This window comes from Arthrobacter sp. TMS2-4 (assembly GCF_054511075.1).
The window spans coordinates 418,911-436,651 of sequence record NZ_JBTNDI010000002.1 but is presented as its reverse complement, the minus strand read 5'-3'; the positions used below and the strand labels follow the sequence as shown (position 1 = coordinate 436,651).

Annotated in this window: 18 protein-coding genes; 6 read left to right on the top strand and 12 right to left on the bottom strand. The window is 69.8% G+C overall.

The window, feature by feature from the left end; genetic code table 11:
- Window positions 1-13: 13 nt before the first annotated feature.
- From ACX80F_RS05125 to pdhA, 3 genes are read right to left on the bottom strand one after another with little or no spacing between them, the layout of a single operon-like run.
- Window positions 14-1,393 (bottom strand): dihydrolipoamide acetyltransferase family protein, encoded by a 1,380-nt coding sequence (locus tag ACX80F_RS05125; RefSeq protein ID WP_459335295.1) that lies wholly within the window; start codon window positions 1,391-1,393, stop codon window positions 14-16.
- Window positions 1,390-2,424: an alpha-ketoacid dehydrogenase subunit beta gene (locus ACX80F_RS05120; protein WP_459335294.1), complete on the bottom strand. Its 1,035-nt coding sequence runs from the start codon at window positions 2,422-2,424 to the stop codon at window positions 1,390-1,392. Before ACX80F_RS05120 ends, ACX80F_RS05125 begins: the two co-directional genes overlap by 4 nt.
- Window positions 2,424-3,614, bottom strand: a complete 1,191-nt coding sequence (gene pdhA, locus ACX80F_RS05115) for a pyruvate dehydrogenase (acetyl-transferring) E1 component subunit alpha (RefSeq protein WP_459335293.1) — start codon at window positions 3,612-3,614, stop codon at window positions 2,424-2,426. The genes ACX80F_RS05120 and pdhA overlap by 1 nt, the downstream gene beginning before the upstream one ends.
- A gap of 186 nt (window positions 3,615-3,800) precedes the next feature.
- On the opposite strand from pdhA, the gene ACX80F_RS05110 reads away from it, so the two are divergent.
- Window positions 3,801-4,277: an Lrp/AsnC family transcriptional regulator gene (locus ACX80F_RS05110; RefSeq protein ID WP_459335292.1), complete on the top strand. Its 477-nt coding sequence runs from the start codon at window positions 3,801-3,803 to the stop codon at window positions 4,275-4,277.
- Window positions 4,278-4,363: 86 nt separating this feature from the next.
- Here ACX80F_RS05110 and ACX80F_RS05105 read toward each other — a convergent pair whose 3' ends face one another.
- Entirely contained in the window at window positions 4,364-6,001 is a 1,638-nt protein-coding gene (locus ACX80F_RS05105; protein WP_459335291.1) for a solute symporter family protein, read from the bottom strand.
- Window positions 5,998-6,381, bottom strand: coding sequence for a DUF485 domain-containing protein (locus tag ACX80F_RS05100; protein WP_459335290.1), 384 nt, complete (start codon window positions 6,379-6,381; stop codon window positions 5,998-6,000). The genes ACX80F_RS05105 and ACX80F_RS05100 overlap by 4 nt, the downstream gene beginning before the upstream one ends.
- A gap of 211 nt (window positions 6,382-6,592) precedes the next feature.
- Here ACX80F_RS05100 and ACX80F_RS05095 point away from each other — a divergent pair, with 211 nt between their 5' ends.
- The 4 genes from ACX80F_RS05095 to ACX80F_RS05080 are packed head-to-tail and all read left to right on the top strand — an operon-like array spanning window position 6,593 to window position 10,414.
- Window positions 6,593-7,780: a histidine kinase gene (locus ACX80F_RS05095; protein WP_459335289.1), complete on the top strand. Its 1,188-nt coding sequence runs from the start codon at window positions 6,593-6,595 to the stop codon at window positions 7,778-7,780.
- Window positions 7,781-7,799: 19 nt separating this feature from the next.
- Complete coding sequence (locus tag ACX80F_RS05090; protein WP_459335288.1) at window positions 7,800-8,519, top strand: LytR/AlgR family response regulator transcription factor; 720 nt, start codon at window positions 7,800-7,802, stop codon at window positions 8,517-8,519.
- Between the two features lie 16 nt (window positions 8,520-8,535).
- Window positions 8,536-8,922, top strand: coding sequence for a DUF485 domain-containing protein (locus ACX80F_RS05085; RefSeq protein ID WP_459335287.1), 387 nt, complete (start codon window positions 8,536-8,538; stop codon window positions 8,920-8,922).
- A complete protein-coding gene (locus ACX80F_RS05080; RefSeq protein ID WP_459335286.1) occupies window positions 8,915-10,414 on the top strand; it encodes a sodium/solute symporter in 1,500 nt (499 codons plus the stop codon). The genes ACX80F_RS05085 and ACX80F_RS05080 overlap by 8 nt, the downstream gene beginning before the upstream one ends.
- 15 nt (window positions 10,415-10,429) lie before the next feature.
- Here the strand turns inward: ACX80F_RS05080 and ACX80F_RS05075 are convergent, their stop codons facing one another.
- From ACX80F_RS05075 to rpsB, 6 genes are all read right to left on the bottom strand, one after another.
- A complete protein-coding gene (locus ACX80F_RS05075) occupies window positions 10,430-11,008 on the bottom strand; it encodes a DivIVA domain-containing protein (RefSeq protein WP_459335285.1) in 579 nt (192 codons plus the stop codon).
- Window positions 11,009-11,101: 93 nt separating this feature from the next.
- Window positions 11,102-12,031: a phosphatidate cytidylyltransferase gene (locus ACX80F_RS05070; RefSeq protein ID WP_459335284.1), complete on the bottom strand. Its 930-nt coding sequence runs from the start codon at window positions 12,029-12,031 to the stop codon at window positions 11,102-11,104.
- Window positions 12,031-12,588, bottom strand: a complete 558-nt coding sequence (gene frr, locus ACX80F_RS05065) for a ribosome recycling factor (RefSeq protein ID WP_459335283.1) — start codon at window positions 12,586-12,588, stop codon at window positions 12,031-12,033. The genes ACX80F_RS05070 and frr overlap by 1 nt, the downstream gene beginning before the upstream one ends.
- Window positions 12,589-12,701: 113 nt before the next feature.
- On the bottom strand, window positions 12,702-13,442 hold the full coding sequence (pyrH, locus tag ACX80F_RS05060; protein ID WP_459335282.1) for a UMP kinase: 741 nt from the start codon (window positions 13,440-13,442) through the stop codon (window positions 12,702-12,704).
- 176 nt (window positions 13,443-13,618) lie between these two features.
- The gene (gene tsf / locus ACX80F_RS05055) at window positions 13,619-14,455 is read right to left on the bottom strand and encodes a translation elongation factor Ts (RefSeq protein WP_459335281.1); all 837 of its coding nucleotides are present in this window, start codon (window positions 14,453-14,455) and stop codon (window positions 13,619-13,621) included.
- Between the two features lie 76 nt (window positions 14,456-14,531).
- The gene (gene rpsB, locus ACX80F_RS05050; RefSeq protein WP_459335280.1) at window positions 14,532-15,464 is read right to left on the bottom strand and encodes a 30S ribosomal protein S2; all 933 of its coding nucleotides are present in this window, start codon (window positions 15,462-15,464) and stop codon (window positions 14,532-14,534) included.
- A gap of 435 nt (window positions 15,465-15,899) precedes the next feature.
- Here rpsB and ACX80F_RS05045 point away from each other — a divergent pair, with 435 nt between their 5' ends.
- A complete protein-coding gene (locus ACX80F_RS05045) occupies window positions 15,900-16,547 on the top strand; it encodes a M23 family metallopeptidase (RefSeq protein WP_459335279.1) in 648 nt (215 codons plus the stop codon).
- 3 nt (window positions 16,548-16,550) lie between these two features.
- Here the strand turns inward: ACX80F_RS05045 and ACX80F_RS05040 are convergent, their stop codons facing one another.
- Window positions 16,551-17,741, bottom strand: a complete 1,191-nt coding sequence (locus ACX80F_RS05040; protein WP_459335278.1) for an acyl-CoA dehydrogenase family protein — start codon at window positions 17,739-17,741, stop codon at window positions 16,551-16,553.

Below are 17,741 nucleotides of genomic sequence, written 5' to 3'. Positions count from 1 at the left end.
CCGGTCGCGCGCGTCAGACCATCGTCAGGACCATCGCCGGGTTCCGGAGGATCGTGCCGACGTCCGCCAGGAAGCGGGAGCCCTGCTCGCCGTCCACGAGCCGGTGGTCGAAGGACAGGCTGAGCGTCATCACCGACCGCAGGGCGATGTCACCCCGGTACTCCCAGGGCATGCTGCGGACGGCGCCCATCGCGAGGATCGCCGCCTCCCCCGGATTCAGGATCGGCGTGCCCGCGTCGATGCCGAAGACCCCGATGTTCGTGATGGAGACCGTGCCACCCGTGAGGTCCGCCGGCGAGGTCCTCCCTGCCCTGGCCGTCTCCGTCAGCGCACCGAGTGCCTGCGCGAGGTCCTTGAGGGTTCGTGCCTGCGCTGCCTTGATGTTCGGCACGAGGAGTCCGCGCGGCGTGGCCGCGGCGATCCCCAGGTTCACGTCCGCGTACTGCACGATCTCCTGCGCCTGCTCGTCCCAGGACGAATTCAGGCTCGGATTGCGCCCGATCGCGATGCAGACGGCCTTCGCCACGACGGTCAGCGGCGTCACGCGGGTGCCCTCGAACGCGCGACCCGCCTTGAGCTCCGCGAGCAGCTCCATGGTCGGCGTGACGTCGATGGTCAGGAACTCGGTCGCGTGCGGGGCGGTGAAGGCGCTGGCTACCATGGCGGCCGCCGTGTGCTTCCGCACGCCGCGGATCGGCGTCCGCGTCTCCCCGGCGCCCGACCGCACCGGCTGCGGGACAGGCTCCGGCAGGGCGTGCACTGTCGGCGCGCCCGGTGAGGACGCGACCGGCGCCGGTCCACCCGCGATCGCGGCCAGCACGTCGGCCCGCGTGATGAGGGCCCCGGGACCGGTGCCCGCGAGGCCGTCGAGGGAGATGCCGAGGTCGCGGGCCAGCTTGCGGACGGGCGGCGTCGACCGGGGCCGCTCGCGGTGCTGGGGAGATGCCACCGATGGCGGCGCGCCTGCCCCCGGGAGCGTGCGGCCGCGCCGCTGCGGACGCCCGCTCTTCTCCACCGCGGCCCCGTACCCCACGAGGTTCGGCTCGCGCTTCGCCGGCACCGGGTCGTCCGAGGCAGGCCCATCGGCGGGCGGCGGCTGGTCCTGGACATCGGCGTCGGGCCCGCCCTCGACGTCGAACGAGACGATCGGCGCCCCGACGTCGACGACGGTGCCCGCAGCCTCGTGGAGGCGCACCACCACGCCGGCGTAGGGCGAGGGCAGTTCCACGACGGCCTTCGCGGTCTCGACGTCGGCGATGATCTGGTTGAGTTCCACGGTGTCGCCCTCGGCGACGTGCCACTGGACGATCTCCGACTCCGTCAGTCCCTCGCCGAGGTCGGGCAGGCGGAATTCGCGGATCCTGGTGTTGGCCCTCGACGCGGTCACGGTCACTGTCCTGCTCCCTGGCTGCTGTCCGGGTGGTCGAGGCCGCTGAGGGAGTTCGGCCGGCGCAGGGCGCGGTCCACTCCGTCGAGGATCCTGTCGAGGTCCGGAAGGTGGTGGAATTCGAGTTTCGAGTACGGGTACGGGATGTCGAAGCCCGTGACCCGCACGGGGGCGTGCTCCAGGTAGTCGAAGCACCGCTCCGTGATGCTCGCGGCGATCTCGGCGCCGAGGCCGCCGGACTGCGCGGCCTCGTGCGTGACGACGAGCCGGCCCGTCTTCCGCACGGAGGCCTCGACCGTGGCGAAATCGATGGGGGCGAGCGAACGCAGGTCGATCACCTCGATCGAGATGCCGTCGTCGGACGCTGCGACGGCGGCGTCGCGCGCGGTCGGGACCAGCGGACCGTAGGTCACGAGCGTGACGTCGGTCCCCTCGGTCACCACGCGTGCGGCTCCCATGTCCGACGACAACGGATCCACGCCCTCGTCCACCTCGCCCTTGACGTGGTAGCGCCGCTTGGGCTCGAAGTAGAGGACCGGATCGTCGCAGGCGATGGCCTGCTGGATCATCGTGTAGGCGTCCTGCGGGTTGGACACGCTGACCACGCGCAGCCCGGAGGTGTGTGTGAAGTAGGCCTCGGGAGACTCGGAGTGGTGCTCCGGGGACCCGATGCCGCCGCCGAAGGGCACGCGGACGGTGATGGGCATCTTCACGGCGCCCTGCGTGCGGTAGTGCAGCTTGGCCACCTGGCACACGATCTGGTCGAACGCGGGATAGATGAAGCCGTCGAACTGGATCTCGACGACCGGCCGGTACCCGCGGTACGCCATGCCGACGGCGGTGCCCATGATGCCGGCCTCGGCGAGCGGGCTGTCCATGACGCGGTGCGGACCGAAGTCCTTCTGCAGTCCGTCCGTGATGCGGAAGACACCCCCGAGCTTGCCGATGTCCTCCCCCATGAGGATGACCTTGGGGTCCTCGTCCATGGCGCGGCGGAGACCGGCGGTGATCGCACGGCCGAAGGTCATGGTGGACATCAGCGGGGTCCTTCCTGGGGCTCCTGCGCGAAGGAGGCGAGGTAGCGCTCGTAATGGTCCTGCTGGCGGTCCAGCCAGGAGTTGGGCGTGCTGTACACGTGCTTGAACACGTCCGACGGCGCGGGTTCGGGCATCGACAGGCAGCCCTCCCGCAGTTCGGCGGCCACGGCGTCGGCCTTGGCCTTCACGGAATCCGTGTAACCGGCCTCCAGCAGGCCGAGGGAGTCGAGCAGCGTGGCGAGCCGGGCCAGCGGGTCGCGTGCCGCCCAGTCCTCGAGTTCGTTGGCGTCCCGGTAGCGGGTGGGATCGTCCGCCGTGGTGTGCGGCCCCATGCGGTAGGTGACGGCCTCGATGAAGGTAGGACCGCCGCCGGCACGGGCCCGCGCGAGGGCCTCCCGGGTCACGGCGAGGCACGCGAGGACGTCGTTGCCGTCCACGCGCACCGAGGGGATGCCGAAGCCGGGTGCCCGGCGGGCGATGGGCACGTGCGCCTGCAGCCCCACGGGCTCGGAGATGGCCCAGTGGTTGTTCTGGCAGAAGAAGAGGACCGGCGCCTGGTAGCTGGCGGCGAAGACCATGGCCTCGTTGACGTCGCCCTGGCTCGTGGCCCCGTCACCGAAATAGGCGACGGCCACGGAATCGGCGCCGTCGTTGATGATGCCCATGGCGTACCCGGTGGCATGGAGGGTCTGCGCCCCGATGATCACCTGCGGGGTGGCCATGTTGATCGTGTAGGGGTCCCAGCCCGAGGACGCGTTGCCCCGCCAGACCCGCAGGATGTCCGAGAGGTCCACGCCGCGACAGTAGGCGACGGCGTTCTCCCGGTAGCTGGAGAACACGAAGTCGTCGGAGCGCAGGGCGCGGCCGGAACCGATCTGAGCGGCCTCCTGGCCGAGCAGCGGCGGCCAGAGTGCGAGCTCGCCCTGCCGCTGGAGCGCGGTGGCCTCGGCGTCGATGCGCCGGACCACCACCATGTCCTCGTAGAGCTTCTGCAGCGCCGGGCCGTCGACGTCGGCCACGAGTGCGTCGTAGTGCGGGTGCGGGTGGCGGACGCCGGAGGAGTCGATGAGCTGCACGAAGTCGTCCGCGCCCGCTCGGGCGGGTCCCGGGAGTACCGTCCCGCTCGCGGGTCCGGCGTCGTCGATCCCGCCGGTGGATCCCGGTCCTGGCCGGGTGCCGTCCTGAGCCATTGCACGCAACCTTCGCATTCGCAGAGGGCCCTCCGCCGGCGATCCGCTCGGCTGGAAGGGCTCCGGGCGCCGTTGCCCGGAGTGACTGTGACCCTACTCACACGGAACAGTCGGCACAACCGTAGCGCTGTCGACTGAGCAGAGTGCCCGATAAGGGGCGACTGCACCGTGTTAGCGTTGCGCACTATGCACCCCCTCGACCTCACCGACACACGCCTGCTGCAGGCCCTGTCGAAGGACCCCCGGCGCACCGTCGTCGCCCTCGCCCAGAAGCTCGGCCTGTCCCGGAACACGGTCCAGGCGAGGATGGCGCAGCTCGAGAAGAAGGGCGTCTTCCTGTCCTTCGAGCGGCGCATCAACACCGTGGCACTGGGCTACCCGCTGACCGCGTTCATCCACGTCCACGTGCAGCAGCAGAAGCTCGCGGACATCACCCGCAGCATCGCCGCGGTGCCCGAGGTCATCGAGGCGTTCGGCCTGACCGGGCAGGCCGACATCCTGGTCCGCGTGGTCGCCGTCGACGCCGAGGACCTCTTCCGGATCAACGGCAAGATCCTCGGCTGCGACGGCGTGGAACGCTGTGACACCTCCCTGGCCATGGGAGAGCTCGTCCCGTTCCGGGTCGAGCCGCTGCTGGCCCGCGGACCGCGTCCGGCGTCCTGAGGGGCCTCTACGCGTGAGGCCGCCCCACCGGAGTGGGACGGCCTCACGCGTCAGGACGGGTCGGTCAGGATCCGGTCACGTTCCGATCAGTGGTCGGTGGCCTTCTCGGCACCGACACCGGTCAGCGAGCGCACCTCCATCTCGGCCTGCTTCATGGGGTCCTCCGCGGTCTTGGAGAGCGTGGTGCCCAACCAGCCGAGGAAGAACGCCAGCGGGATCGAGACGATGCCCGGGTTGCTGAGCGGGAACACCGAGAAGTCGGCGCCCTGGATCATCGACTTCTCGCCGCCGGAGACCACGGGCGAGAGGGCGATCAGCAGGATCGCCGAGCCGAGGCCGCCGTACATGCTCCAGACCGCGCCCTGGGTGTTGAACTTCTTCCAGAACAGCGAGTAGAGGATGGTCGGCAGGTTGGCGCTGGCCGCCACGGCGAAGGCGAGCGCCACGAGGAAGGCCACGTTCTGGCCCTGCGCGCCGATGCCGCCCAGGATGGACAGCAGGCCGATCACGATGACGGTGCGGCGGGCCACCTTGACCTCGCCGTCCGGGTTGACCCTGCCCTTGCGGATCACGCTCGCGTAGATGTCGTGGGCGAAGGAGGCCGCAGCCGTGATGGTCAGGCCCGCGACGACCGCGAGGATCGTGGCGAAGGCGACGGCGGAGATCAGGCCGAGGAGGATCGACCCGCCGAGCTCGTAGGCGAGCAGCGGCGCCGCCGAGTTCACGCCGCCCGGAGCGCCCAGGATGCGCTCGGAGCCGATCAGCGCACTGGCGCCATAGCCGAGCACGAGCGTGAACAGGTAGAAGGCACCGATGAGCCAGATGGCCCAGACCACGGACCGGCGGGCCTCCTTCGCCGTCGGGACGGTGTAGAAGCGCATGAGCACGTGCGGCAGGGCCGCGGTACCGAGGACGAGCGCGAGCGCCAGCGAGAGGAAGTCGAGCCGCGTGATGGCGCTGAGGCCGTACTGCAGGCCGGGGCTCGTGATGGCCGCGTTGCCGGAGGTCTCGATCGCCGCACCCAGCAGCGTGGAGAAGTTGAAGTCGTGGATGGCCAGGACCCAGACGGTCATGATGAACGCGCCGGAGATCAGGAGGCAGGCCTTGATGATCTGCACCCAGGTGGTGCCCTTCATGCCGCCGATGAGGACGTACATGATCATCAGTACGCCGACGACGGTGATGACCAGGGACTGGCCGAGGCGGTCGTCGATGCCGAGCAGGAGCGAGACGAGCCCGCCGGCGCCCGCCATCTGGGCGAGGAGGTAGAAGAAGCAGACCGCCAGCGTCGTGATGGCCGCCGCGATGCGGACGGGACGCTGCTTCAGGCGGAAGGACAGCACGTCCGCCATGGTGAACTTGCCGGTGTTGCGAAGGAGTTCGGCGACCAGGAGCAGTGCCACGAGCCAGGCGACGAGGAACCCGATCGAGTAGAGGAAGCCGTCGTAGCCGTTGATGGCGATCGCGCCGACGATGCCGAGGAACGACGCCGCCGAGAGGTAGTCCCCCGCGATGGCGGTGCCGTTCTGGCCGCCGGTGAAGGACCGGCCGGCGGCGTAGTAGTCGGCCGCCGTCTTGTTGTTGCGGCTCGCCCTGAGCACGATCACGAGGGTGACGGCGACGAACAGTCCGAAGATGGTGATGTTGAGCAGCGGTGAGCCGACCGTCGTCGTCTCGGTCGCCTGGAGCGGCACGTGCACGCCCGCACTCACGAGAGGGATCATTTCTTTCCGCCTGACGGGTCGATGAACACTTCGGGGGCCGCTTCCTCGAGCTCGTGCCGGAGGTTCGCGGCGATCGGGTCGAGGCGCCGGTTGGCGTAGCTGACGTACCACATCGTGATGGCGAAGGTGCTGACGAACTGCAGCAGCCCCATCACGATGCCGATGTTGATGTTGCCGACCACCGGAGTGGCCATGAAATCGATCGCGTAGGCGGCCAGCAGCACATAGGCGAAGTACCAGAGCAGGAAGAACACTGCCATGGGGAAGACGAAACTGCGGTGGCGCTTGCGCAGTTCCCTGAACTGCTCGGTCTGCTGGACTTCGGTGAAGTCGACGGCAGAACCGGAGCCGGCGGCCGGCTCTCCTGGGTGCGAGCCCATGGTTCCTCCTTCTTTCTCGGGAGTCACTCCAGCCGCGAGGGCGGCAGCGTCGCCGCGCAGGAATGCACGTCGGTGTGACTCCGATCACTCTGCTGGATGGTCGCGGGCCGCACCAGCCGGACACGGGCGTTCGTCGCCGAGCGTGCGGGTGGGTGCGGTGAACGGTCGACCGTCGCGCTGGAGGGCGCGCCCGCCCGACTACTCTGGAGCAATGTTCAGCGCCGCCGTCGACACCGCCCTGGTGTGCGCCGTCATCGTCGTCACCGTCGCCGTCGTCGCCTCGCTCGGGTTCCGCCTGTCCCGCTCCTACCGGGACCTCGGCTCCGACGCGGACCGCGCCACCTACGCCACGCTCCACACCGCGGCCCTCGCCTCCGAGCACCTCCGCGAGGGCCTCACGCCGGCGGGGGCCTCGAAGGCGAGCCGGTACCTGCACGGGCTCCTGCGGTGCGACGTGCTCATGATCAGTGACGACGCCGCGGTGCTCGCCTGGGACGGCGGGCGCGGGACGCCGCCCGAGATGATGCCCCTGGTCCGGCAGGTCCTCGAGTCGGGCCGCACCCAGATCTTCCGCCGCCAGCGCCTCGAGGCCGCGGGACTGGCGGAACCCGGCGAGCTGGTACTCTCCCCCGTCCGCGTGGACGACCGCGTGGTCGGCACGGTCGGGGCCCTGGCCGACGACGTCAACGCCGGCCTCGTCCGGGCCACGAACGAGCTCGCCGGCTGGGTGTCCACCCAGGTGGAACTCGCCGAGCTGGACTATTCGCGCCGCCTCCTCGCGGAGGCCGAGGTACGCGCCCTCCGTGCGCAGATCAGTCCCCACTTCATCTACAACTCGCTCAACGCGATCGCGTCCTTCATCAACACCGATCCGCAGCGTGCACGCGACCTCGTGGTCGAGTTCGCGGACTTCACGCGCTACTCGTTCCGCCGCCACGGCGAGTTCACCACGGTGGCGGAGGAACTGCGCAGCATCGACCGCTACCTCCTGCTGGAACGCGCCCGGTTCGGCGACCGGCTCAAGGTCAGCCTCGAGATCGGCCCGGAGGTCCTCAGCACCGTCATCCCGTTCCTCAGCCTTCAGCCGCTCGTCGAGAACGCGGTGCGCCACGGCCTCGATTCGAAGGACGGCATCGGGAACATCACCATCACCGCCCACGACGTCGGCCCCTTCGCCGAGGTGACCATCGAGGACGACGGCGTGGGGATCGACCCGGAGCACCTGCGCTCGGTGCTGGCCGGGCACACGGAGGGCGTGCACGTGGGGCTGCGCAACGTCGATTCCCGCCTCCGCCAGGTCTACGGCGACGACCACGGGCTCATCATCGACACCGCGCCCGGCGCCGGCACGCTCATCACGATGCGCGTGCCCAAGTCCCAGCCCGGGCATCAGGCGTGAGGCGCGTAATCTAGGACGCATGCTCACTGTGGTCGTCGTCGACGATGAACTCCCTGCCGTCGAGGAACTGGCGTTCCTGCTCGGCAGGGACGCCCGGGTGGGGACCGTCCACCGCGCGTCGAGCGGCGCGGAAGCGCTCGAGGTCCTGGAACAGCACAGCGTCGACGCCCTGTTCCTCGACATCCACATGCCGTCGCTCTCGGGGCTGGACATCGCCCGGGTGATCTCCCGCTCCAGCCGACCTCCCGCCGTCGTGTTCGTCACCGCGGACGAGGACCGCGCCCTGGAGGCCTTCGAACTGCGCGCCGTCGACTACCTCCTGAAACCCGTGCGCACCGAACGGCTCGCGGAATCCGTGCGCCGGGTGTGCGAGCTGATGGAGGGCTCGACGCCGGCGCCGGAGGTCATCACCGTGGACCAGGGCGGCGTCAGCCGCATGATCAGGCGCGACGACGTGCGCTACGTCCAGGCGCAGGGCGACTACGCGCGTCTGCACACCTCCGAGGCCAGCTACCTCATCCGCATCCCGCTCAACGACCTCGAGCGCCAGTGGGCCGAGGCGGGGTTCCTGCGCACGCACCGCTCCTACCTGGTGGCGATGGACCAGGTCCGGAAGGTGCGGATCAGCGCCGGCCGGGCGAGCCTGTTCGTCGGTGACGCCGAGCTGCCGGTCAGCCGCCGGCACCTCCCGGACGTCCGAGAGAAGCTCGAGGCCACCCGCCTCCGGCCGGGCCAGTGACCCCCGAAGACCGCCGATGACGCACGAGCAGCCCGAGCCGCCGCGCCGCGTCCGGGTCACTGCCCCGCGGACGGCCGCCCGGGCCACGGGGGCGTCCTTCCCCGTGGCCCGCGAGATGGCGGAGCAGTCCGAGCTGGGCCAGTTGTTCGTCGCCTCCCTGATCCGGTCGCAGCTGCGCCTCGCGCTCGTGGTGGCGGGCGGTTTCCTGATCATCCTGATGGGCATCCCGGTGCTGCTCGCGGTGTTCCCGGACATCGGGTCCATGACCGTCCTGACGGTTCCCCTCCCCTGGCTCATCCTCGGCGTCGGGGTCTACCCGCTCGTCATCGGCTGTGCCGTCCTCTACGTGCGCAGCGCCTCCCGCAACGAGCGCCGCTTCCAGGACCTCGTCGACGATGACTGACGCCCTCGACGCCGGCAGCCTGCACCTCAGCCCCGCCGTCGGTTACACCGCCCTGCTCCTCGTGGCCCTCAGCACCGTGCTCATCGGCATCTACGGCCTGCGGATCTCCCGGACCACCGGCGATTTCTACGTCGCGTCCCGGACGGTCCGCCCGTGGTGGAACGCCTCCGCGATCGGCGGCGAGTACCTGTCCGCCGCCAGCTTTCTCGGCGTCGCCGGGCTCATCCTCATCTCCGGGGTGGACGCCCTCTGGTTCCCGATCGGCTACACCGCCGGCTACCTGATGCTCCTGCTGTTCGTCGCCGCGCCCCTGCGCCGCTCCGGCGCCTATACCATCCCCGACTTCGCGCAGGCACGGCTCGATTCGCTGCTCGTACGGCGAGTGACAAGCATGCTCGTCGTCGTCGTCGGCTGGCTGTACATCGTGCCGCAGCTGCACGGCGCGGCACTGACGGTGCAGATCACCACGGGCCTGCCGTCGTGGGTCGGACCGGTGGCCGTGGTCGTCGTGGTGTGCCTGAGCGTGGTCACGGGCGGCATGCGCTCCATCACGTTCGTCCAGGCCTTCCAGTACTGGCTGAAGCTGACGGCCCTGGCCGTCCCGGCGGTCTTCATCCTCTTCCGCCTCGGCGCCGACGGGGCCTCGATCACCGCCGGCGGCAGCGCCTTCACCACGGACCTGAACACGACGGCGCACGCCTCCCTCTACGGCACGATCTCGCTCGTCATCGCGCTCCTCTTCGGCACCCTCGGGCTGCCCCACGTGCTGGTGCGCTTCTACACGAACCCCGACGGGCCGTCTGCGCGGCGCACCACGGTGCTCGTGCTCGGCCTGCTCTCGCTCTTCTACCTGTTCCCCACCGTGTACGGGATCCTCGGGCGCATCCACACGCCCGAACTCGCGGCGGCGGGCGCCTCGGACGCGACGGTCCTCCTGCTCCCCGGCCGCATCTTCGACGGTGCCATGGGCGACCTGCTGTCCGCCCTGGTGACCGCGGGGGCCTTCGCCGCGTTCCTGTCCACGACGAGCGGCCTGGTCGTCTCCCTCGCCGGGGTGGTCAGCCAGGAATTCTTCCAGGGCAGCGTGACGGGGTTCCGGCGGGCCGCCCTGCTCTCCACGATCGTCCCCCTCGTGATCGCCCTCCTCACCGACACGCTCGCGCTGGCCGGCAGCGTCGGGTCCGTCTTCGCCTTCACCGCCTCGACCATCTGCCCGCTGCTGCTGCTGGGGATCTGGTGGCGGGGCCTCACGGACGCCGGCGCGATCGCCGGGATGCTCGTCGGCGCGATCCTGTGCGGGGGGGCGATCGCGGCCACCGCGCTGCTCGGCCCGGGGACGGGCGAGCGCTGGATATGGCTGGGGCAGCCTGCCCTGTGGACGGTGCCGGCGGCGTTCCTCACCATGGTGCTCGTGTCCCGGGCGACCGCGGGACGGCGGCCGGCCACGGCGTCGCGCGTCCTGGCACGCCTCCACACGCCCGAGCCGCGCTAGGTCAGTCGATCCCGGTCAGTCGATCCCGGCCATCAGTTCGATGACGCGGTCGAGGAACGCATCCACCTGGTTCTCCTCGTAGCCGTCCGCTCCCCGGGCCTCGCGGAAGACGGCACGGCGGACGACGTCCACGCTCATCGGGACGTGGTTCTCGAGGTACTGCAGGAGCTCGTCACAGAGGTGGTCGACGTCCTCGACGTCGTAGCTCGGGGCGCCCTGCTTCGACGGCCGCCGGAAGCGCTCGCCGGCCGGGCGGTGGAGCCTGCGGCGCAGCACCGCGGCGGTCCGGCCGATCTGCCGCAGCCACGCGTCCTCCCCCTCCGTCCGGATCAGGTGGTCGCGTTCCCGCTGCGCGAAGGCGTCCTCGAGGCGGTCGAGCGCGGCGTCGACGGCCTGCGGCTCATATCCGCCGCGGACCGGGTCGAAGGCCACGGACCGGACGTCCCTGCTCGTCATGGCGTCCGTCGCAGGGTGCTCGGCGTCGTAGGGCCCGCGGGCCCTGGTCAGGAAGAGGTCCACCTGGCGGGTGCTGTAGCCGAGCTCCCGCCGTCCGACACGTGCGAACGGGGAGCTGGCGGGGCGAATGAGGTCCATGTCTGCCGATCCTTCCACCTAAACCATCAAGGACAGTTCAGGGCCCCCTGGCCCAGCGATTCCGCCGTTCTCGATTCCGCGGCCAGCCTACGATCAGAGCAGCCCCGGAATCAATGTCGCGGAGAGCAGATATGCCACCGGGCATGCGAGGACGATCGAATCGAGGCGATCCATCACCCCGCCGTGGCCGGGAAGGATGGTTCCCATGTCCTTGACGCCGAGTTCACGCTTGATCATCGACTCGGCGAAGTCACCGGCGGTGGCCGAGGCGACGACGACGACGGCCAGGGCCAGGCCGATCCACAGCGGCTGCCCGAGCAGGAGGACGGCGCAGGCTCCGCCGACGACCAGCGCGCCGCCGATCGAGCCGCCGAAGCCCTCCCAGGACTTCTTGGGGCTGATCTTCGGCGCCATGGGGTGCTTGCCGAAGAACGCCCCGATCAGGTACCCGAAGGTGTCGTTCGCGACCACGAGCAGCAGGATCGTGGCGATGATGAGGTAGCCGCCGTCGGCCCGCATCAGGAGCATCGCGAAGCCCAGCATGAACGGCACCCAGAGAAGCGTGAACGTCCCGGCCATGAGACTCTTCGCGGCATCCGGTGCGGGGTCGAGCGAGCGCCAGAGGAAGATGCCGACGACGGCGGCGACGGTGGCGGCGGCGAGCCCCTCGGCGCCGCCGAAGTAGGCGGAGAACGGCAGCAGGAGGGTTCCGGCCATGGTCGGTGCGAGGGGGACGCGGATCCGTCGCAGTCCCAGCGCGCGCGAGATCTCCCACACGCCCACCGCGGCGAACAGGGTGACGATGCCCGCGAAGACGACCGGGAAGAACAGCAGGCCCACCAGGACCGGGATGAGGAGACCGGCGCCGACGCCGATCGCGGCGGGGAGGTTGCGCCCGGCCCGCGAGGGCGCACCGGGCTCCCGGGCGGGCCGCCGCCGCTTCAGCACTCCGACGCCGGATGTCCCGCCGACGGCTTTCCGGGCACGTCCGGGGCCCGCGCCGGGGGGATTGTCATCTGCCATCAGACCTCGAGCAGCTCCGTTTCCTTGCGCTTGAGGAGCTCGTCGATGAGGTCCACGCGCGCCTTGGTCATCGCGTCGAGTTCCTTCTCGGCGCGCGAACCCTCGTCCTCTCCGGCGTCGCCGTCCTTGACGGCCTTGTCGATACCGTCCTTGGCCTTGCGACGGACGTTGCGGATCGAGATCTTCGCGTCCTCGGCCTTGGTCTTCACCAGCTTCACGTACTGCTTGCGGCGCTCCTGGGTCAGCTCGGGCAGGACCACTCGGATGACGTTGCCGTCGTTGGACGGGTTGGCGCCGAGGTCGGAGTCGCGCAGCGCGCGCTCGATGTCGTTGAGGGAGGCGCGGTCGAACGGCGTGATGAGCAGGGTGCGCGCCTCCGGGTTCTGGAACGACGCGAGCTGCTGCAGCGGGGTGGGTGCGCCGTAGTACATGACGACCACCTTGGAAAACAGGGAGGCGTTGGCTCGGCCGGTGCGGACCGTCGCGAAGTCCTCCTTGGCGACCTCCACGGCCTTGTCCATCTTGTCGGTGGCTTCCAGCAGGGTCTCTTCGATCACAGTGTCTCCTTCGATCCGCAGTCGGCTGCACGGCAACCGTTCCAGTGGTTCATCCTAGTTCAACGGCGCGGCGCGCCCGGGCGCGGCACCGTGCGGCCCCGTACCGTCCGGGGCTAGGTGGTGACGATGGTGCCGAGCTTCTCGCCCCGGATGGCGCGCGTGACGTTCCCCTCGCCCTCCATGCCGAAGACCACCATCGTCAGGTTGTTGTCCTTGCACATGGTCATGGCGGTCTGGTCCATCACGCGGATGTCCCGGCGCAGTGCCTCGTCGTAGGACAGGGTCTCGAGCTTCTCCGCGGTCGGGTCCTTGTGCGGGTCGGCCGTGTAGACGCCGTCGACACCGCTCTTGGCCATGAGGACCTCGTCCGCGTGCACCTCCAGCGCGCGCTGGGCCGCGACGGTGTCGGTGGAGAAGTAGGGCAGGCCGGCGCCCGCGCCGAAGATGACGACGCGGCCCTTCTCGAGGTGGCGGATGGCGCGCCGCGGGATGTACGCCTCGGCGACCTGCCCCATGGTGATGGCGCTCTGCACGCGCGTCTCGACGCCGGCCTGCTCGAGGAAGTCCTGCAGCGCCAGGCAGTTCATGACCGTGCCGAGCATGCCCATGTAGTCGGCACGGGAGCGGTCCATGCCGCTCTGCGACAGCTCGGCGCCGCGGAAGAAGTTGCCGCCGCCGACGACGATCGCCACCTCGACGTCACCGACGGTCGCGGCGATCTGCTGCGCTATCCCGCGGACGGTGTCGGGATCGACGCCCAGCTTGCCGCCGCCAAAGACCTCACCGGAGAGCTTGAGCAGGACCCGCCGCCGTCCTGCGGGACCACCTGTCGGAGCAGTGGAAGTGGTGTCCATGAAATGCCTCCCGGGCGTAGTGCTGTGGACCGGTCCTGGTCGGACGGCCGATGGTGCGAACGTGGGATGGTGCCGGACCCGTCTCAGGATACGGCGCGCCTCCCGGGCGCAGGAAAGGGCGGCCACCTCGAGGGTGGCCGCCCTTCACCGTCGTGCTGTGATCCGGCCCGGAGGGGTCAGGCTCCGACGCGGAAACGTGCGAAGGCCGTGGCCTTGGCGTCGGCCTCGGTCAGGACCGCGGCGACGGACTTCTTGGCGTCCTTGGCGAACGCCTGGTCGACCAGGACACCCTCCTTGAAGAAGCCGGTGAGGCGCCCTTCGACGATCTTCGCGAGGGCCTGCTCGGGCTTGCCCTCGGCGCGGGCCGTCTCGTCGGCGATGCGGCGCTCCGACTCGACGAGCTCGGCGGGGACGTCCTCGCGGGTCAGGTAGGTGGGCGAGTACGCGGCGATGTGGACGGCCACGTCGTGCGTCGCCGCGACGGCGGCGTCGCCGGAACCCTCGGCGGCGAAGAGCACGCCGACCTGGGCGGGGAGGTCCTTGGACGTCTTGTGCAGGTAGGCGTCGACGAGCTGGCCCTCGATGCGGGCGATGCGGCGGACGTCGACCTTCTCACCGAGCAGCGCACCGGCTTCGATGACGTGCTCGGAGACGGGCTTGCCGTCCAGCTCGTAGGCCAGGAGGGCCTGGACGTCGGTGGCGCCGGACTCGACGGCGGCACCGAGCACCTTGTTGGAGAACTCGATGAAGGGGCCGGCCTTGGCGACGAAGTCCGTCTCGCAGTTGACCTCGATCATGACGCCGACGTTGCCGTCGACGCGAGCGGCGACGAGGCCCTCGGCGGTGGAACGGCCTTCGCGCTTCGTCGCGCCCTTCAGACCCTTGATGCGGATCAGTTCCAGGGCCTTGTCGGCATCGCCGTTGGCCTCGTCGAGGGCCTTCTTGACGTCCATCATGCCTGCGCCCGTGCGCTCGCGCAGGGCCTTGATGTCAGCGGCAGTGAAGTTTGCCATATGAACTCCTAAGTTGGGGTGGATCGGAACATGCGTAAGGGGCATGGTTTGACCCACACCCCTTACGCATCGAGAACTACTTGGTGTCGCTGGCGGCTTCCGTGGCGGGAGCTACTGCTTCGGGGACTTCCTCGGCGATGGGGGCCTGCAGGCCTGCGGGCGCCTCCTCGACGGCGGGAGCCTCGGCTGCAGCCTCGGGAGCTGCGGCTTCGGTCGCCTCAGGCGCGGCAGCGGCGGCGTCCGGGGTGCCCTGGAGCAGTTCACGCTCCCACTCGGCCATGGGCTCGTCGGCAGCGGCGTCGTTGTTGCCCGAGCGGTTGTGGCGGGCCATGAGGCCCTCCGCCACGGCGTCGGCGACGACCCGCGTCAGCAGGTTGACGGCGCGGATGGCGTCGTCGTTGCCCGGGATCGGGAAGTCGACCTCGTCGGGGTCGCAGTTGGTGTCGAGGATCGCGACGACGGGGATGTTGAGCTTCTTCGCCTCGTCGATGGCGAGGTGCTCCTTCTTGGTGTCGACGACCCAGACGACCGAGGGGGCCTTGGTCAGGTTGCGGATACCACCGAGGTTGCTCTGCAGCTTGGTGAGCTCACGCTTGAGGAGCAGGAGCTCCTTCTTGGTGTGGCCCGATCCGGCGACGTCGTCGAAGTCGATCTCCTCGAGCTCCTTCATGCGCTGGATGCGCTTGGAGACCGTCTGGAAGTTGGTGAGCATGCCGCCGAGCCAACGCTGGTTGACGTAGGGCTGGCCGACGCGCGTCGCCTGGTCGGCGATCGCTTCCTGGGCCTGCTTCTTGGTGCCGACGAAGAGCACGGTTCCGCCGTGGGCGACGGTGGCCTTGACGAACTCGTAGGCGCGGTCGATGTAGCCCAGCGACTGCTGGAGATCGATGATGTAGATGCCGTTGCGCTCGGTGAAGATGAAGCGCTTCATCTTCGGGTTCCAACGGCGGGTCTGGTGACCGAAGTGGACGCCGCTGTCGAGCAGCTGGCGCATGGTTACGACTGGCATGTTCTGCCTTTCTTCAGCCTCGGCGTGGGCGCGGTGCGCCGCCTGAAGCTTGTTGACGGTTGTCTCGGTGCCGGCCGGGGTGGCCGGTACGTCCTGGCACCCGGTCGTCGGATGGACATGCCCTCCCCTACCGGACTTCTCCGGACCGAAGGGCGGGCACTTCGGCGCCATAGGTCGGCGCCGAATCACGGGTACGCGTAGTCAGTCTGTACATTCCACGACCCATCGATGCCAGGGGCACACGGAGGTGGGAGCAGCAGACTGCTGGGTCCAGTGTACTACAGCGGGGGTGCGCGATCTGGCCGGTGACGGAGGCCGGGCGAGGGCCCCGTCGCCCCTGCAGGGCGCTCCGGGTGCCCGCCTGTTCCGGGGCGTGATGTCCACATACGGACTCCCTCGCCGCGCTCCGGCCCTCGCGGGATCCACGCTGGGTCCATGATCCGTTCCGCTGATCCTCCGGCACCCCTGTCCGGTTCTCGCCGTCGTCGCGCCCGTTGTCCGGAAGCGGCCGCCCGCACGGCGGGCACCTGCCTCCTCGCGGTGCTGCTCTGTGCGTCGTCCGGGAGTGGCTCCCCCGCCGCTGCGTCCGCCGCCGCCGAGGGCGCTGCTGCCCCGTTCGTACCCGAGTGGTCCTGGCCCCTCGTCCCGGTGCCCGAGGTCCTGCGGGCGTTCGAGAAGCCGCCGCAGAAGTGGAAGCGCGGGCACCGGGGCGTCGACCTGTCCACGGGTGCCGGGCCCGTCCCCGTGGTGAGCCCGGCGGACGGCGTCGTGTTCTTCGCCGGAACGGTGGTGGACCGGGGTGTCCTGTCGATCGACCACGGCGATGGCCGGATCAGCAGCTTCGAACCCGTCTCCACGGAGCTGTCCCGGGGCGGGCGCGTCGAGCGGGGGCAGGTCGTGGCCGTGCTCGACGGGCCGGTCCGTGCGCACTGCGGTCGTCCGTGCCTCCACTGGGGCGTCCGCGAGGACGGCGAGTACGTGGACCCGCTGTCCTTCGTGACGGACCGGCGTCCGTCGGTGCTGCTGCCGCTGGACGACCGGCGGGACGGCGGCACGTGGGACGTGCCGCCGGCCCGCCGGTGAGGACTAGACGAACGCGGCGATGCCCGTGATCGACCGGCCGGCGACGAGGGTGTTGATCTCCTGCGTGCCCTCGTAGGAGTAGATCGCCTCGGCATCCGAGAAGATCTTCGCCATCTCGTAGTCGACGACGATCCCGTTGCCCCCGAGGATGTTGCGCCCTGCCGCGACGCTCTCGCGCATGCGGGCCGTGGTGAAGGCCTTGGCGAGGGCGGACTGCTCGTCCTTGGCCTTGCCGGCGTCCTCGAGCTGGGACAGGCGCACCATCATGCCCATGGAGCTCATGGCGTTGCCCAGGATCTGCACGAGCTGCTGCTGGACGAGCTGGAAGCTGGCGATCGGCCGTCCGAACTGCTCGCGCTCCACGGCGTACCGGCGGGCGACGTCGAAGGCGGCGAGCTGCTGGCCGACGGCCTGCCAGCCGACGGCCAGGCGCGTGACCTTGAGGACCTTGTTCGTGTCGCGGAAGCTGTTGGCGCCCTTCAGGTGGAAGTCGTCGGAGACGACCACGTCGTCGAGGACGATTTCCGCGTTCTCGACGGTGCGCAGGGCGATCTTGTTCTCGATCTTGGACGAGGAGAAGCCGGGGAGTGTGGTGTCCACCAGGAAGCCCTTGACCTGGTTGTCCGCGAGGTCCCGCGCGTAGATGACCACCCAGTCGGAGAACGTGGCATTGCCGATCCACCGCTTGGCACCGTTGAGCACCCAGGAGCCGCCGTCGCGGCGCGCCGTCGTACGGGTCCCCCCGGCGACGTCGGAGCCGCCGAGCGGCTCCGTGAGGCCGAACGCGCCGATCTTCTTCATCGCGTAGATGTCCGGCAGCCACTCCTCCTGCTGTTCCTTCGAGGCAAGGGCCTCGATGGATCCGGTGAAGAGGCCGTCGTGGACACCCATGAAGGTGGCGAACGAGGTGTCGGCGCGGGTCATCTCGGCATGGGTGATGCCGGCGAAGAGGTTGGAGTAGCCCTGGCGGTAGACAGGGCTCATGGGGTCCAGTTCGGCGACCTTCGGGATGAGGTCCTGGGGGAAGACGCCCTGGTTCCACCAGTCCACGGCATTCGGGCGGACCTCCCTGGTGAGCCAGCCCCGGATCTCCTCCAGCCTGGCGCGCTCCTTGTCGGACAGGAGCTCCTCGAAGGCGAAGAAGTCGCCGTCGGCGTACGGGAGGTTGTCGACGTCGATCGTCGTCTTGCTCAT